Source organism: Salimicrobium flavidum (assembly GCF_900156645.1).
Classification (GTDB): domain Bacteria; phylum Bacillota; class Bacilli; order Bacillales; family Halobacillaceae; genus Salimicrobium; species Salimicrobium flavidum.
Map to the genome: position 1 here is coordinate 26964 of NZ_FTOC01000003.1, position 17188 is coordinate 44151.

Annotated in this window: 14 protein-coding genes; 7 read left to right on the forward strand and 7 right to left on the reverse strand. The window is 48.2% G+C overall.

What is annotated here, in order from left to right:
• Positions 1 to 49 precede the first annotated feature (49 nt).
• The 4 genes from BW944_RS05260 (at position 50) to BW944_RS14755 (ending at position 3674) form a co-directional block, all read left to right on the forward strand.
• A complete protein-coding gene (locus BW944_RS05260; RefSeq protein ID WP_143525657.1) occupies positions 50 to 1012 on the forward strand; it encodes a DUF2927 domain-containing protein in 963 nt (320 codons plus the stop codon).
• A 323-nt stretch (positions 1013 to 1335) separates the two neighbouring features.
• Positions 1336 to 1668 carry a DnaJ domain-containing protein gene (locus BW944_RS05265; RefSeq protein WP_076557472.1) on the forward strand — a complete coding sequence of 111 codons (333 nt, stop codon included), beginning with the start codon at positions 1336 to 1338 and terminating at the stop codon, positions 1666 to 1668.
• A complete protein-coding gene (locus BW944_RS05270) occupies positions 1668 to 2627 on the forward strand; it encodes a tetratricopeptide repeat protein (RefSeq protein ID WP_076557474.1) in 960 nt (319 codons plus the stop codon). The genes BW944_RS05265 and BW944_RS05270 overlap by 1 nt, the downstream gene beginning before the upstream one ends.
• Positions 2628 to 2876: 249 nt before the next feature.
• Positions 2877 to 3674: a hypothetical protein gene (locus tag BW944_RS14755; RefSeq protein ID WP_084193638.1), complete on the forward strand. Its 798-nt coding sequence runs from the start codon at positions 2877 to 2879 to the stop codon at positions 3672 to 3674.
• A gap of 193 nt (positions 3675 to 3867) precedes the next feature.
• Here BW944_RS14755 and BW944_RS05280 read toward each other — a convergent pair whose 3' ends face one another.
• The 5 genes from BW944_RS05280 to BW944_RS05300 all read right to left on the reverse strand — a co-directional run bounded on the left by BW944_RS05280 (position 3868) and on the right by BW944_RS05300 (position 8368).
• Positions 3868 to 4179, reverse strand: coding sequence for an EamA family transporter (locus BW944_RS05280; RefSeq protein ID WP_076557476.1), 312 nt, complete (start codon positions 4177 to 4179; stop codon positions 3868 to 3870).
• Between the two features lie 10 nt (positions 4180 to 4189).
• Positions 4190 to 4537, reverse strand: a complete 348-nt coding sequence (locus BW944_RS05285; protein ID WP_076557478.1) for an EamA family transporter — start codon at positions 4535 to 4537, stop codon at positions 4190 to 4192.
• On the reverse strand, positions 4534 to 6276 hold the full coding sequence (locus tag BW944_RS05290; RefSeq protein ID WP_076557480.1) for a DUF6020 family protein: 1743 nt from the start codon (positions 6274 to 6276) through the stop codon (positions 4534 to 4536). Before BW944_RS05290 ends, BW944_RS05285 begins: the two co-directional genes overlap by 4 nt.
• Complete coding sequence (locus BW944_RS05295) at positions 6273 to 7205, reverse strand: glycosyltransferase family 2 protein (protein WP_076557483.1); 933 nt, start codon at positions 7203 to 7205, stop codon at positions 6273 to 6275. Before BW944_RS05295 ends, BW944_RS05290 begins: the two co-directional genes overlap by 4 nt.
• Positions 7206 to 7267: 62 nt before the next feature.
• On the reverse strand, positions 7268 to 8368 hold the full coding sequence (locus BW944_RS05300) for an acyltransferase (protein ID WP_076557484.1): 1101 nt from the start codon (positions 8366 to 8368) through the stop codon (positions 7268 to 7270).
• Positions 8369 to 8664: 296 nt separating this feature from the next.
• Between BW944_RS05300 and BW944_RS05305 the strand changes: the two genes are divergently transcribed.
• Positions 8665 to 10176 carry an outer membrane protein assembly factor BamB family protein gene (locus tag BW944_RS05305; protein ID WP_159438153.1) on the forward strand — a complete coding sequence of 504 codons (1512 nt, stop codon included), beginning with the start codon at positions 8665 to 8667 and terminating at the stop codon, positions 10174 to 10176.
• A 188-nt stretch (positions 10177 to 10364) separates the two neighbouring features.
• On the opposite strand, the gene BW944_RS05310 is transcribed toward BW944_RS05305, so the two are convergent.
• Together BW944_RS05310 and BW944_RS05315 are read right to left on the reverse strand one after the other, a co-directional pair.
• Positions 10365 to 11075, reverse strand: coding sequence for a helix-turn-helix transcriptional regulator (locus BW944_RS05310; RefSeq protein WP_076557488.1), 711 nt, complete (start codon positions 11073 to 11075; stop codon positions 10365 to 10367).
• Between the two features lie 576 nt (positions 11076 to 11651).
• The gene (locus BW944_RS05315; RefSeq protein ID WP_076557490.1) at positions 11652 to 13307 is read right to left on the reverse strand and encodes a high affinity choline transporter 1; all 1656 of its coding nucleotides are present in this window, start codon (positions 13305 to 13307) and stop codon (positions 11652 to 11654) included.
• Positions 13308 to 13924: 617 nt separating this feature from the next.
• On the opposite strand from BW944_RS05315, the gene betB reads away from it, so the two are divergent.
• Both betB and betA read left to right on the forward strand, forming a co-directional pair.
• The gene (betB, locus tag BW944_RS05320; protein ID WP_076557492.1) at positions 13925 to 15391 is read left to right on the forward strand and encodes a betaine-aldehyde dehydrogenase; all 1467 of its coding nucleotides are present in this window, start codon (positions 13925 to 13927) and stop codon (positions 15389 to 15391) included.
• A 27-nt stretch (positions 15392 to 15418) separates the two neighbouring features.
• Positions 15419 to 17104, forward strand: a complete 1686-nt coding sequence (gene betA / locus BW944_RS05325) for a choline dehydrogenase (protein WP_076557494.1) — start codon at positions 15419 to 15421, stop codon at positions 17102 to 17104.
• Positions 17105 to 17188 lie beyond the last annotated feature (84 nt).

Genomic DNA, 17188 nt, shown 5'->3' on the forward strand with positions numbered 1-17188 from the left:
TTTGTTATAATTTAAGGAAAGATTTACTTGATAGAGAGGGGCGTCGGTATTGAAGTATCGAAGTTTGGTGATGGCGGTACTGTTCATGGGACTAGCGGTTTTTGCAGGAAGCATGGGAGTGGCTGCAGCATCACCCTGGGATGAGACCGGGGTGGCACCTGATTATGACTGGACGGTGGAATTCAATACGGAACTGGATGAACAATCAGTCAATGGAAATACTATTTATGTGGAAGACAAGGATGGAAATCCGATTGCGACGACAGTGGAGTTGAAGGAAAATGGAGAAGCTGTTCTGGTGGAAGCGCCGGAGGAAGGGTATCGATCCGGGGCTACTTATAATCTCCATGTAGCTGAGGGGATTTCTTCCGCTACGGGGAGGCTTTTGGAGAAAGAAGTGACTATGCAATTCGAAATCGAAAAGCTGCCCGAGTATTCCGAGAAGGAAATGGCTTATTTCGAGGAAATCGCCTTCGGCTCCGAATGGGGTAGCTCGGATATACCTCTTAGAAAATGGGAAAGTGACCCGAGAATTAAAGTTCACGGTAATCCTACGGAAGAAGATATGAACTCCCTGAATTCAGTGATTGATGATGTGAATTCGTTGCAGGAGAGTATAGACCTGAAGTTGGTTGAAAATAATGCGAATATCGATGTCTATTATGTTCCTCTCGATGAATTCGATCAATACGTGACGAATCCAAAAGGAGGGAACTGGGGTCTGTTCTACTACTGGACGGGAGACAGATATGTCATCGATCGTTCTAAAATATTGATAGCGACGGATTTCCCCGATCAGGGGGAAAGGTCCCACCTTGTTAGGGAAGAGCTTACGCAGACGTTGGGATTGACCAGAGATTCGGAGACATATCCTGAAAGTATGTTCTACCAGCATTGGACGACGACTCAGGAGTTTCTTGATATTGACGAAAAGTTGATCCAGATGCTTTATGATGATCGGATCGATCCGGGTATGAACCGGGAAGAAGCGAGAAGCGCGCTTGATGGGTGACATATGAGGCCAATGATTAAAAGTGAATAAGAGAACGAGGACGGCCCTGTCATTATGGCGGGGTCGATTTTTTAGGTGTACATATTTTTGCCCTCCTAAAATCAGTAAATCATGCTATAATAAAAGTGTGAAAATTCTGATATCGTGATCGGTATTCTGTAGCGGAGTTTTTCGATACCAGGACGGATGGTTTGAATCATTAGCAATTGTGACTGTTTCTCTGATTTCTGGATGAACAGTATATTTTCACCATAATCGTTCTTTAAAAAGTGTTTTTCGTTTTATGAAGGAGTAGGGTTAATAGACTGAAGGGAGGCGTGGCGATGGACACTTCGACGACTTATTATGAAATGCTCGAAATACCACAGAATGCTCCGGCAGAATCGATCAAGAAAGCATACGTGAAGAAGCTAAGCCTGTACTCCAGTGAAAAGCATGCCAAGGAATTCCGGTTGATTACCAAAGCTTATAATATCCTGAGCGATCCTGATTCGAGGAAGGAATACGACGAAGAGCTTCGAGACCATCCGTCCTATGATGCGATGAAGATGCGCGAACAATATTTTTTTGAGGAACGTTTCGAGCGTGCCTGGATCGAATACAAAAAGGGGAGTTTGAAGAGGCGCTTGAGATTCTGCAGAACTACGAAGACGTAATGCCGGGCAAGGAAGAAGCACGGCTTCTGCTTTGTGACTGTTACTTGCAACTGGATCTGCTTGAAGAGACCGAGGAGAAAATGATGAAATGGATGCCGGAAGGAGACAACGAGGAAGCATGGCTGCATTTGATGCTAAGGCTTTGCTTTGATAAGGCGGCGTTTGAAGAAGCTCGTCCCTATGCGTTGAAGCTTCTTTCCCTGGACCCGCACAATCCTCGTTATGTTTGGAAATATGCCCAGACGTATACGCTCGAGAAAGATTTCTTCAGTGCTTCCCGGATAGCCTCGGATTATTTCTCTTCTCATGAGTTGGATATGAAATCGATAGAGCTGATGATTTTGCTCCTGTTCAGTTCCAGTTTCGTTGGAGATATCCGGTTATATGAAGAATCCAAACAGACATTGATCCGGTTTGCCCGTCGAACGGAGGAAGAGAACAGGACGACCATCCTTCGTGCACTCAGTAAAGATATGGAGATGATGGCTCCCGTTCACTACTTTTACATCGATCTGTTGAATGTCATCAGTGAAATAAGCGGAGGGAAATCGAAGGAAGCAGAGAGTTGGCTCGGGAAAATGAATGATAAAAAAATGAAGAATGTATTCTACTATCCTGAGAACCGATCGAAAGTCCTCAAAGAAGAAAATGATACAGCTCTTCATGAAAATAGTCACATCAGAGAGGAGCCGGGGAAAAGCTTTATCAGCGGGAGGGGGGCTTTTTCTCCTGAAGATACCAAACGTGATTCCAGGAGGAAAGGTGCCGGGAGAGGGTCTGTCTCGTGGTCGATCGCTTTTGGGGTAGTCGTTGCTTTGTTCATCGATTTTTTCTTCGGTTTCGTAAGTGGCATGCTTTGGTATTACCGGGCAGAAAGGATTAAAAATGTATGGAATGGTGTCGGATTCGCCATCTTCGTAACTTTTTATATTTTCCTGTTCTTGATTAATCTTGAGTGAAGCGTTGACCACTCGTTTTTTTAAAGAAACCTCTGTTAAAACCTATTGTTGATGATAGGAACGGAAGGTGGAGACGCCTGCGGGAGAAGCATGAACGGAAAATCACCGGAATCGAACGTAGGGAGATTCCGGAAGTTTACGTCATGCCCGCGGCAAGCTCCCACCCGTAGAGATGAAAATCAACTAGGAATGATAACAGGGCTTTAAGAAAATGGAGAACCCCACATACTAAGAGAGGTGGAGGAGAGGATGACAGATTTCGCAGCAACAATCGTAGGTCTTTCCGCGTTACTTATTGTCTTCGGGGTAGTGTGGATGGTAGTGATGTTGTTCAGAAAGGAATCTGCTAAAACGGCGATTAGAACGATCGGGGCCGGGCTTGGCATTATGGTGATAGGAGTTTTGATGACGATCCCGGGGGAGCGCCAGGCGGAAGTGCAGGGGAGTGAAGTCGCTTATGAAGAGCTTCTGAGTATGATCGAAGAACAGGAAGGGCTGTTGGAAGGGGTGGAATCGGAAGTGGCAGCGGCAGAGCAGACGAAAAGTGAGCGGGAGATGGAAATCGAAGAGAAGGAAGGGGAGATAGAAAAGCTTGACGAGGAAATCAGGACGAAGCAGTCCGAGGTGGATGAAATCAATGCTATGATCGATGGGAAGGCAGACCTCGAGAATGAAATGTCTGATGTCAGCGGGCAGCTGGATGCGAAAAAGAATGAAATAAAAGACCTGGATGGTCAGATTGCCGCGAAGAATGAAGAACTCGCAAGTATCGATACGTCGATCCAGGAGACTCAGGCGGAGCCGGTCCAGCTTCCGGCCGGTCATTTTACGATAGGGAAAGATATACCGCCGAACCGCTATAAAGCAGTACCGGTAGGACGAGGGAGTAATTTTGTCGTATACAGCAGCTCCGGCAACCTTCTCGTCAATACTATACTCGATAGTAGCGGCACGGATGGATTCGGAGTAGAGGAGTATATATTCGAGGCGCCAGAAGGCGGGACTATCGAATCCGAGGAACCGGTGAAACTGATACTGGTAGAGTGACAAACACCCTGATTTTGGATTTACCCAGCCCCATTCGTACACAACTTATGATAAGAGTAATAAATACCCCCTCATCCGTTTGTTGATAATAAACGGGTGAGGGGGGATCATTGTATCAGCTTTAGGCGATTCATCTCCCTCCTTAACGACTTAGGGGGGTATAAATCGCCTCCGCTACCTGCGTAGGGGTAGTTCAATTCATTAAGAAAAACGAACCTGCGACGATAAACAGCACACCTGCAATTTTCCTCACCGTCAATGTCTCTTTCAGGAAAACGGCGGATAACAGCAGAGTCCATATATAGGTGATCGACGTCAATGGGAAGACGATCGTATATGGAAGATAGGACAGGGTGATGATATTCAGAATCGCCCCGGTTCCATAGAACAGACCGCCCGCTCCGACGTGCAGGATGAAGTATTTATTGAGTACGAGGCCGTGGGCGGAAGCTTTTTTGAAAAAGTAACCGCCCAGCGAGCCGAACAAGGTGAAGACAAGAATCATAGGTAACCAGCTAATCGTCCCCACCTCCTATAAGAGCGGCACCGATGATAATGAGACCGGTACCGATAAGGTTCGCTTCCGACAACGTTTCCTGAAGAATGAGGCTGCCGAAAAACAGGGCGAATACGTAGCCGATACTTAAGAGCGGGTGCAGGACCGACAAGCTGCCATAGCGGAACGAGACGATCATGAGCACCGCTCCCATTCCGTACAGGAAAAAGCCGATGATCAGCTGCAGGTTGATTTCTCCGTCCGACATCTTCCAGAACATCTGCCCGAGGGCGGTCTGGAGTGCGGCAGCGATCATGAGCACGATGCCGAGGCTGTTTTTTTTCAGTGATGCTATAAATGGATTCATTCTTTTCTCTCCGTTGTGTTAGTGAATTTGATGAACACATACCCCGCCATCAGGAACGTGATGAGCACATTCGAATATTGATAGCGGAAGTCCTGAGCCGGGGCAGCGAGCAGCATCGTCCCCGTATTCAGCAGGACAGGAAGTAATATGAGCGCGAATCTCCCTCCGCTCTTAATTGTCAGAGCAGCTCCCATGATGAGGATGAGCGCTGTGTAGAACGCCGGTCTCAGGAAAGGCTCAAGCCAGTTCTCGTTGAGATTGGCAAGTTCGCCCTGGACGAATTCGTACGTGCCGTCGTGTAAAGGGTCCCGCTTGAGATCATAGTCATTATATAGATAAATATTATTGGCGTACGTACTTGTATAGCCGTCTTCCGGCTGATTCATCTGCCAGAGGACCGATGTCTGATCCATGTAAGCCTCCACGGCAAGTCCGAAGTTCTGACCTACAATCCCGGCCCATCGGCTCAAATATAAACCGAAGTCTTCAAAAATGACCTCCGAATCATAAGGGGCCGAAAACTTGATCGGGTCTGTGAGATAAGGATTGTATAATTCCTCCCATTTATCCAAAGGCATAATTTCACTTAGGTATTCAGCCTGCTCTGAAGTGAGATCTCCGTCTTCACTAACGATGTGGGCGAACTGTTGCGTAGGGATGCTTAATGCTTCATTCGGATCCCCTGGTTCTACATCCATATAGGAATAGAACGGCCCTGTGATCAGCAGGTACAGTATAATGACAGACCCGAGTGATATCAGCATTCTCCAAAGATAAGTGCGGTACATCACGAGTAGAAAAAGCCCGATGACGACGAAAATCGGCAAACCGTTGCTTCTCATAAGAGCTATAGCGAGCGCTGTTCCTGATAGGAATATGATACGGGCGTTCGACTTCAGCCACTCGCCTCTGGTCGATACGATTTGGAACAACTGTATCGTCCAAAGTAACAGTAAGCCGCTGTAGAAGACATCTTTCCAGATTGCAATCGTAAATACGCCTGTGAGCGGATAAATGGCAAACAGGACCATGCCACCAGTGACCCATATAGAAGGAACACCTTTTTTCTCGACACTGTAGGCTCCGTACCCGGCGATGATTGCCATAATGATTATGTGCGCGATAGCCACAATAGCTGGGGAGTGCCATATGGAGGTCAGTGCAAGAATGAACCACGTATAGATGACCGGGTGCCAGTTACTGAAATCAAGCGTATGGATCTGCCCCCAATGGGCCAAAGAATCCGGCGTCATCGTGGCTGGATAATAAGCAACCAGGTAAATGGACCAGAATGCTATTGGAAGTAGTGCATACATAAGTATTTTCCATTTTGATACAGGAGTATGCTTTGCTGTCACTGATATAAGAGTGAATAGACTCAAGAGACCTGCCGTATAGATGGCAAGGAGGATGTAGATGACGATATAGAAAAATATCGTCATCCATATGGAAGGATCACCGCTCAACCCTTCCGGTGATTTCAAGCTTATCCATAAAAGAAAAGAGAAAATGGGAAGAAAGACGATTACCCCTTTATGAAGGAAAAGAGAAACCATTATTTTTCTATCCGTCCATGCTTTAAATGCTACGGCCGATGAAAGCGACAGAACCAGCAACAGGAACAGCGGATGTACGGAAGTACCTGAAGCTGTTCCATGAAAGAATACTGATATGGCATAAGCGCTTCCTGTACTGAATAAGAGAATCAGAAAAGCAGTAAGTGCTATTTTCCCTTTCATCGGTTATGATTCTCCGATTGGATCCGGTTCAGTTCCCATTCGAAATGTCTCCGGAAGTTCGAGGCGACGGTGTCGAGAATCAGACCGCAGACGAAAGCCCCCATCGATATGATGACGAGTCCGACAGCGAGGATCGCCGAAGGTACTTTCGAGATGAAGCCGGTTTGAATGAATTCGATGATGACCGGCGTTCCGACCCCTAGTCCGGCGGCGAGAAAGACTGCCGCCCAAATCGTGAAGAACATGAGCGGTTTGTACTCTTTGAACAGGGTGAAGATTTTATTGACGACTTTATAGCCGTCTGAGATCGTGTTCAGTTTCGATTCGCTGCCTTCCGGGCGGTCTTTGTACTCGATCGGTATTTCCACGATACGGAAGCGCTTGTCGAGCGTGTGGATGGTCATTTCCGTTTCGATTTCGAATCCCGGACTCATGACCGGCATCGACTTGACGAATAGACGGTCGAATGCGCGATATCCGGTCATGATGTCTTTCAGGTCGCTTTTATATAGAAAGTTGATGAGATTCCTCACCAGGTTGTTCCCGAAGTTGTGGAACTGTCTTTTGTTTTCCTCTACGTACGTCCCGTTGGAGAGACGATCTCCGATAGCGATATTCGCTTCTTTGTTGATCAGCGGTTCGAGCAGCTGATGGGCGAATTGAGCCGGGTAGGTGCGATCTCCGTCGGCCATGATGTAATAATCCGCTTCGATATCACGGAACATGGAGCGGACGACGTTCCCTTTCCCCTGTCTGAATTCCTTCTTCACCACCGCTCCGTGTCTTTCGGCGACTTCGGAGGTGGCATCTTTCGAGTTGTTGTCATATACATAGATCGTCGCATCGGGCAGTTCATGCCTGAATTCTTCGATGACGTCACCTATGGTCTGCTCTTCATTATAGCAGGGCAATAATACAGCAATTTCCATGAGACATTCTCCTTAAATAGTAATATCCTTTTCGCCTTCTTCCCGTTAGAGGAGGAAGGTACTCATTTCTGTCTTTCCTTCAGAAACACCGCCTTGTCCGGCAATTTTCCGAACATCAGACTGGCGATACGCGGGGAAAGTTTATGAATCGTAAATATGAACAGATAGCAGAGTGCTACCACCACGATGTACCGGGCGGCAACCTGGACGTGGAACGAGTAGTTGTTGTACACCGGGATGTAAAGGCTGACGAGTCGTAGTATGAATGGGTGGACAAGATAGAAACCGAACGAATAGAGGGCCACGTTCCGAACGATTTCGTTCGGCATGCCTTTCCCTTTTTCGTAAGCCGTTTCCATCACCCGGAAAAAGAAGTACCCGCCGACCATCAGATAAGCGGCATCGACGATTTTATACGGATCGAAGGCGAAGCTAATCTGTCCGGTCGTATAGACATAATAATGATAGAGTGCCAGTACTGTTCCCAGAATGAGCGTGCCTATTCCCCAATACATCGTGGACGGAGCCTTCCGTTTCGCCGTCTCCCTCGAGAAATAAATGCCGAGCCAGCCTCCGAGGAAAAACGTACCGAGACTTTTCAGGAACAACACCGTCGACGTCAGGCCATATTCCGCATTCAGGTAGTGATACCCGATTTCAATCAGCACACCGACGAGCCAGAGATATTTCCGGAACCAGCCGATTTTCTGGGTGAGGTAGACGAACAAGGGCAAGAATATATAAAATTGCACGATAAGAAAAATGAAATAAAGCTGATAAAACGATGCCCCTGTCAGCACACGCTGCACGACTTCACCGAATATGAGTTCCCGACCGTCCATTTGATAGGCGAACCATTCGTAGAACAGGGCCCAGACGAGATAAGGAACGACGATGAAAAACACTCGTTTGCGGTAATAGTCTTTCAGCTTCTCCGCCGTCATCTGTTTCGGGTAATAATTGTAGAAAAATACGAGCCCGGTGATCATGATGAAAATACCCGCTTCGATCCGGACGATCCGGTTGACGAAATGATAAAGTTGATACGAGGTCGTATCCGCTCCGAGTGTCACCGAGTAGGCGGCCGTAACGTGGACGAGCACGACGAAAAGCATCGCCATCAGGCGTAAGTAGTAGATGGAACCTATATGTTGTTTTTGCATGAAAGGACTCCTCCGGGAAAAGTGTTCTTTGCTATTGTATCATCAATGAAGAAGAGTGTCCGTAATGAGTTTATAAGGATTCGGTTGTGATTCCCTTTTCTTCCTTCAAAATGATATAATGAACGGGTGGATTTATAAATAACTTTCATGAAATCAGGGAATATGCGGAAAAAGAGCGATGTTTTTTCCACACGATTCCTGTATAATAAATCGGACATGACAGAACTGTTACATAATTGGACAGGTCATCACTGGTTCTGTCGCAGGAAACGGGGAAAGAAGAAGGAGGAAGTATGTTGGCAAGTTACGGAAAGAAACTTTCAGGTTTATGTTTGGCGTTCGTACTCTGTGTTATCGGAGCAGGAAGCGTCCAGGCCTCTCCATCTATAGGGCCGGACGAGTGGCATCAGTACCGTATGAATGAACAGAACAACCCGGTTTACAACAGTGAGTACTCGAAGGAATTCGATCAGTACATCGAAACGGACGGAGAAGTGCGTTCTACCCCTGTCGTGATCGGTAATAAAATTTTCATCGGTAATCATGGTACAGGGACTCTACAGGCTTATAATCTGGTGATCGAGAATCAGAACTGGGAAACGTCCGCACCGAACTGGGTGCATTCGGAGATGATTTACAACGATGAACAGCTTTTTGTCGGATATGGGAACCGTATGTTCCAGAGCAGTGAACTGAGAGGGACCGGAGAGAGCGGAGTCATGAGTGTGGATTCCAAGACCGGTGAGACCCTTTGGCAGTTCAGCACGGATGGTACAGTGATGCCTACACCGGTTTATGATGACGAAAGAGATGCGTTGTACGTCGTCACCGGAGGAGCGATGCTGTATGCGCTCGACCCTGGAACCGGCGAAGAGAAATGGTCGATCGATCTCGGCTACCGGAGTAGTATGTCTTCTCCTGTGCTGAGTGACGGTATGCTTTATGTCGGAGGGGTCTCCGGAGACAGAGAATACGCGTTCCTCGGTATTGATGTCGAATCGCAGGAAGTCGCCTGGACGACTCCTTTTGAAAACGTGGAAGCGGGACTCGATGACGTTCCACCCGTCATCCATGACGGAAAAGTCATCACGACAGCCGTCGAAGGTTCGGAAGACGTACGAACATTGAAGGAATCTTATGATAAAAACGGAGCTCCGGACGTGTATCAGAACATATGGAGCCGCGTCTTCCCGGGTCAGGCCGGAAAATATCCGGTTGAAAAATACAACCACAAAGCATATGCGATGGATATGGAAAGCGGCGAGTTCGTCTGGGAGAACAGTCTCGGAGACGGGGAAATGGTGAAGAACAATAAATCAGGTGCACCGATGATCTATGAAGATCATGTCTATGTGGCCAGCCCTATTACACAAGAGTTCTATTCCCTGGATGCTGAAAGCGGCGAGAAAGCGTGGACATTCGAAGCGAATGCCGCCAAAGCTCCTCCAGTCGCCGAAGATGGAATCGTCTATTTCGCTGACACGGAAGGATTCGTATTCGCGATCCACACCGACAGTGGCGAAGTGGAAGGGGAGCGCTGGATCGGCGATACACTGGCTCCCTCCGGTCCTCTGCTTATGAACGATCATCTGATTGCAGGCAGTCAGGACGGAAACGTATATGCGGTACTGAAAGAAGATATTCTCGAGAACGATGTCGCCTTTCCGAAAGAGGGCAGCAGCTATCTTTCTTATCTCGTAACGGTATTCGTTCTGCCGGTGGCGCTGTTTGTAATAGCGATCTCCATAGGGGTCTATCTTGTCCGCAGAATTATACGCACGGAACGGGGACTTCCATTAAAAGAATAGTATCCGAATAAAGGCGGGCCTCCTGATAGATCAGGGGTCCGCTTTTTTTGATTGGTGTGGGATTTTCAGGTGATCAGAACGATGTCGGAGATTCGAACATCGCAAAAAAACCTCATCCTTAGTGGAGGGATGGGGTTTCATTGAAAGAATTCGATCTACATGGATATATATATAATCCGGCAGAGACTTTACATACTGTAGGTGCGTCTGTACTTCAAAGGTGTCGTCCCTCTCAGTTCTTTGAATTTACGACAGAACGTCGTGGAGGAGGTGTAGCCGCATTCTGCCGCTATGTCACTGATCGACGAGTTGCTGAACATCAATTTATCGACGGATGATTCGATCTTCTTTTTATGGATATATGTAGTGATCGATTCTCCGGCTTCCTCGTGGAATAGCTTTGACAGATAAGGTGGCGATAATTGGAGTTCTTCCGCAATCATCGTAAGGCGGAGCGCCGGATTCTGCAGCGAACGATCGATGAAATTCCTCGACCGTTTGACGTGCCGGGAATAGAAATCGTTGTCCCCAGCTTCCTTCTCCTCAAAAAGCGAAAATATTTTCTCAGTCAGAAATTGTGCACCTTCCTGAATGGACTCCGGTCCCATTTCATCAATTGTTTTCATCAGAGAGAAGATCTGGACGGAAGGCTGAAAATGATGGTGGCAGGTCGAAGCTACCAGCATGTTCTTCCATCTGAACTTGATACTCTCCCACTCTGTGTCGTCCGGAGCCGTTTCCTCAGCCCCTTCCCGTTTCATCAACGTTTCATGAAAACGCAACTTATCCCCCGAAGTGAGTAGAGATCTGGTGTCCTCCCATTCTTCGATGGTGAACCGACTATTCAATTGTTGATAGAAAATGAGGTTCTTTTCGTATAATGTTTCTGTGTAGTTCATGGAATCACCTTCCAGCTTTGACCTGCTTTTTGAAAATACTTCAATCTGTTGGTGTGTAAGACTATAGATCTATAGGTAGGAAAATTTTTTGTATCCCTTAAGGTGTTCTAATGTACGTGTGTAAGTGTTTCGGTTTAAATTGGATATATTTATCATATCGACATGAGTTGGGTGAAGTTTAGGAGGAAAGTATCAGAATAAAGGTCTTTTGAACAATGAAATAATATCATAAATGAGTCAATCCAAAATGTGCTGTACGTAGACTGAATACCGTGAAAAATAACTTATGACGTGTTCGGAGCCCACTTCAAGTGCTGAACGTCGCACAAAAGAAATTTCGGCCAGAGATCTTAGCCCAGGTAGCTTCTTTTGTATTTGTAAAGTGTTCAGGTAGGTATTAGCCTTGTGAGCACCACATATTGTCAATGTATAAGGTGCTCAGAAGAAGATAGAGCCACTGAGCACCACACAAGATAATTTTTGAGGTGTTCAGCCCCTGTTACAACCTCCGAACACCTTATATAACCTTCCAAAAAAAACCAGGCAGCTCTGATCAGCTGCCTGGTTCAAATGAAACTATTCGTCCTGCATTTCCGTCTTCAGCTTGCGAAGTGGCTGAGGAGGACAAGATTTCTGCGTGAGACGTGACACTACGATGATCGTCAGTAGTCCGGAAACCATCGCGAGCGTCCGGAATGGAAACAACACGACGCCATCTTCTATCATCGGATACGGAAGAAAAGCCGGGAGTCCGAGTGCCGGTTCACCGCCACCGAGACGAAGGAAGAGAGACACGGAAAGTCCTGCAATCGCTCCGTACGTGTTCGCTTTTTTATCAAACAGTGCCGTCGTCAGCTGAGGGAACAGCATACAGTAGACGAGATCGGCACATAAGTACCAAAGAGTGTACACACTGTCGATGTTCAAGGCGACAATCGTTGCTGCGAGCCCGATGAGAATGATGGACACGCGAATCGTGCGCTTGATGTCTCTGCCGTTCGCTTTCGGTTTCACGAGCGGACGGTAAATGTTCCAGGCCGCCATGGAAGAAGCGGAGAGGATGGAAGAATCCATCGATGACATGACCGCTGCCGCTATGGCACCGAGGGCGACAATCGCTACGAGATAAGGTGACATATAGTTGACGACATAAGCGAGTATTTCCGAAGCGGCACCAGGACCTTCGATGCCGTAGCTCGCCCAGTCAGCGGAGAAACCTGCAACACCGATCATAACGGCCGGTACGGCAAGAATGATGCAAAGGAATCCGGCTGCGATTGATAACCACATCGCTGTTTTTTCATTTTTCGCAGAGAGTACACGTTGGAAATATACCTGCCACGGGATTCCCCCGAAAATCAACAGCAATGCATAGTCCCACCAGTTCCAGTAATAATTGCCCCAGTCTGGATGATTCCATCCATCGAGTGGCGGCAGAAGATTCGTAAATCCGGCCATCCCTTCTTTATAAGCTCCCCAGGCTTGTCCCAGCCCTCCGACTTCGGAGAGGGCGAATGGAACGACGAGGAACATGCCGATGATGATCATGATGATTTGTGCAACGTCGGTGAGGGCGACGGACCACATACCGCCGACGAATGTGTAGGCGACGGCTATGATAGCTGAGATGATGATGGATGTGGTGAAGTCGAGTCCGAGAATCAGGCCGAATGTCGTTCCGAGCGCAACCAGAATAGCGGCACTCCAGAACAATTCCCCTAGTAATGCGGGCAGATACAACACTCCCGCCACTTTTTTCCCGAAACGGACTTCAAGCGGGTCTAGCATCGTGGTGAACTCATACCTTCTCATTTTACGTGCGTAGAAAATACCGCCGATGATCAGACTGAGGCCGTACCCCCATGGAGCCTGCGCCCAGACGACACCTGAAGCGAACGTCGTTTCGGCTGTACCGGCTATGTAGCCTCCTCCGACCCAGGTTGCGGTCATCGTGAACATAGCTACCCACAACGGCATGGAACGACCGGCGACCATCATATCCGAGGCGCTGTCCGATTTTTTCCCGGCTGTAACTGATCCTATATAGAAAATAATCGCATAGGAGATGAACATGAATACAAGAGCTCCCCAATTGACGTCGTTTCCGGTGAAGGCTACGTATACGGCTACTACCAGCAGTAATCCTATAAACCCTAATAATCCTGCTTTTTCATAATTTTTATTTTTATTATCCTGCTTCCTGTCTGGCGTTGCAGATGGTTGCGGCTGCACGAGATCACTCCTTAAAATAATTTTTTAATTGTTTTACTGGCGATCGATCGCTTGAAACGGTACCGTTGTGCTTAATTAATTTAAAACGTTTAATAATTATTAAACAATCAACATGTATTACTGTAACGTAGATAAAAATAATGTCAACTCAGTGACGGGGGAAAAACCGGAATCAGCACCACAGCGGCAATGGCTCAACGGATTTTTAAAAGTGAGATGGCTGGACGGTATATACCGGAATCAGCATTTGAAGGACGTATTGATAGATAAAGAGTTGGCTTCGTTAAAACTTACTACTTTTTTACACGTTTTAGGCGGTCATCTTCCGGTCGGTTTGACTGTGAAATTCCGGGAACACACTGAGGTCGTTCCACTCCGGCCATCAACAGTCGGCTTTAAACGAACCGAAGAAACGAATCGAAGAGTTCAAAATGAATGAAAAGAATGAAGGTTTATACATTTTCCATCCATTAAGGGCTCAATAAAATCTCCGCCTTGGAACCGAAAAGTTTAATGACTAGCTGTTTACAACATAAAAACCCTATGCTAGCATGAAAATTGTTAAAAACGTTTAAAAATAATTAAATAAAATAAACGAAACAGAGGAGGTAGCAAAAATGAAACAAATGTTTATCAATGGGGAATGGGTAGACGCCCGTTCCGGAGAAACGAGAGAAATCATCAATCCTTATAATCAGGAAGTCGTAGCTACAGCGGCGGAAGGAAACGCGGAAGATGCGAAACGTGCCATCGCTGCTGCAAGAGAAGCGTTCGACCATGGGGAATGGCAGCACACCCCAGGGGCGGAGCGTGGTCAGAAAGTTCTTCGCATAGCGGAACTGATAGAGCGGGACCGGGAAGAACTCGCAAAGCTGGAAACGTTCGATACCGGTAAGACAGTGGAAGAGAGCCGCGTGGATATGGATGACATCGCCGGCGTTTTCCGCTATTTCGCAGGCATCGCGGACAAAGACGGGGGCGAAGTGATCGAGTCTCCGATTCCGGATAGTCAGAGTAAAGTCGTGCGGGAACCGGTGGGTGTCTGCGGTCAGATCACTCCTTGGAACTATCCGCTGCTGCAGGCAGCCTGGAAAATCGCTCCTGCGCTTGCTGCCGGGAACACGATCGTCATGAAACCGAGCGAGATCACACCGCTTACGACCGTGAAAGTGACGGAACTGATAGAAGAAGCGGGTGTCCCTGCAGGTGTCGCCAATCTCGTGCTCGGAGCCGGAGCGACCGTCGGAAATGAACTCGCGGAAAGCGGGGATGTCGATTTGATTTCCTTCACCGGCGGTATCGATACAGGTAAGAAAATCATGCAGACGGCAAGCGGAAACGTGAAAAAAATCGCGCTTGAACTCGGAGGGAAGAACCCGAACGTCGTATTCGCGGATGCTGATTTCGAAACGGCAGTCGATCAGGCGTTGAACGCTGCATTTTTCCATGCCGGTCAGGTCTGCTCGGCAGGCTCCCGGTTGATCATCGAAGATTCCATCCATGACGAATTCGTCGAGGAACTTACGGCACGCGCCAAGCGTATCAAGCTCGGGGACGGCTTCAAGGAAGATACACAGTCCGGTCCCCTTATCTCGGCGGAGCACCGCGGCAAAGTGGAGAACTACGTGGAAATCGGTAAAGAAGAAGGAGCGAATCTCCTGATCGGCGGAGCACGTCCGGAAGATGAAGAGCTTCAGAATGGTTTCTTCTACCTGCCGACGATTTTCACAGAGTGCACCTCTGATATGAGAATTGTGCAGGAGGAAGTGTTCGGACCGGTTCTTACCGTAGAGCGGTTCGAGACGGAAGAAGAAGCGGTGAAACTGGCGAACGATTCGATTTATGGTCTGGCCGGAGCGGTATTCACCACTGATATCGACAAAGCGGAACGTGCCGCTGCAAAAATGCGCATGGGTACGGTCTGGATCAACGACTTCCATCCGTATTTCGCACAGGCGCCGTGGGGTGGATACAAACAGTCCGGCATCGGCCGTGAACTCGGTAAGCCGGGACTTGAAGAATATACGGAAACGAAGCATATATACAGAAACCTGAAGCCTGAACCGATTCACTGGTTCAAATAATCACTGACTAATGAGGAGGATTTTTACATGAGTGAAGCATACGATATTGTTGTCATAGGTGCCGGAAGCGCGGGGTCGATCCTCGGCGACCGGCTGAGCGAGGACGGGACGAAAAGTGTTCTTGTATTGGAAGCGGGGCGCAGCGACTATGCGTGGGACCTTCTGATTCAGATGCCGGCAGCTTTGCCGTACCCGGCAGGAAAATCCCTGTATGACTGGAAATATGAATCGGACCCTGAACCATACATGCATGGACGTCGCATCAAGCATGCCCGTGGAAAAGTACTCGGTGGATCGAGTTCAATCAACGGCATGATTTATCAGCGCGGAAATCCGAAAGACTACGAGCGCTGGGGAGCGGATGAAGGAATGAGCACGTGGGATTTCGCCCACTGCCTGCCATATTTCAAACGTCTCGAGAATGCCCTCGATTCCGATAAAGATGATGAATTCCGCGGTCATGATGGCCCGATTAAGCTGACACGGGGTCCGGCTACAAGTCCGCTGTTCCAGGCATTTTTCAATGCGGCTGTCGAAGCGGGTCATCCCCGCACGCCAGATGTGAACGGATTTCGTCAGGAAGGGTTCGCCCCGTTCGATAAACACGTGTACAAAGGAAGAAGACTCTCCACATCCCGGGCTTATCTGCGCCCGGCGATGCACCGGAATAACCTTACAGTGAAAACACGCGCGTTCGTACAGCATATCGATATCGACGGCGACAAAGCCCGTGGTCTGACATATAAGCGGAACGGAAAAGAACATTACGTGAAAGCAGACGAAGTCGTGCTCTCCGGAGGCGCAATCAACACACCGCAACTGCTTCAGCTTTCCGGGGTCGGTGATAAGGATCACCTCCGTTCTGTAGGCGTTCAGCCGAAAGTTCATCTTCCCGGTGTGGGGGAAAATCTGCAGGATCATCTGGAGGTTTATATACAGCACGCCTGTCCGGAACCGGTATCCCAACAACCGAGCCTGAAGAAGACGAAAATGCCGTGGATCGGGCTGCAATGGTTACTCGGCCGGAAAGGACCAGCTGCGACGAACCATTTTGAAGGCGGAGGTTTCGTCCGTTCGAATGAAGACGTCGATTACCCGAACCTGATGTATCACTTCCTTCCGGTAGCGGTCCGTTACGATGGACAAAAAGCACCGGTGGAGCATGGGTTCCAGGTGCACATCGGACCGATGTACTCCGATGCACGCGGCTCCCTGAAAATACAGTCGAACGACCCGAAAGCTCATCCGAGCATGGTGTACAATTACCTTTCCACCGAGCAGGATAAGCGGGAATGGGTCGAAGCTGTACGGGTCACTCGTGAAATCATGGATCAGCCGGCGATGAAGCCTTACAATGGTGGTGAACTTTCACCGGGACCATCCGTCCAGACAGAAGATGAAATCCTCGACTGGGTAGCTGAAGATGCGGAAACGGCACTTCACCCGAGCTGCACAGCGAAAATGGGGCCGGCCTCCGATCCGATGGCTGTCGTCGATCCGAAAACGATGAAAGTTCACGGAATGGACAACCTTCGTGTAGTGGATGCCTCCGCAATGCCGTATGTGACAAACGGAAACATCCACGCTCCCGTACTGATGCTTGCGGAGAAAGCATCAGATATCATTCTCGGCAGAAAACCGCTCGAACCGGAATATATCGACTACTATCAGCACGGCGTCCATCCCGCCGATGCAGGCACAGTGAACAAGTAAGCATATGTTAAAGTGAATCAGGGGTCTAAGCAGGCTCCTGATTTCTTTTTGTGTTATAGTGTACGTGACTGTTAATATATATTG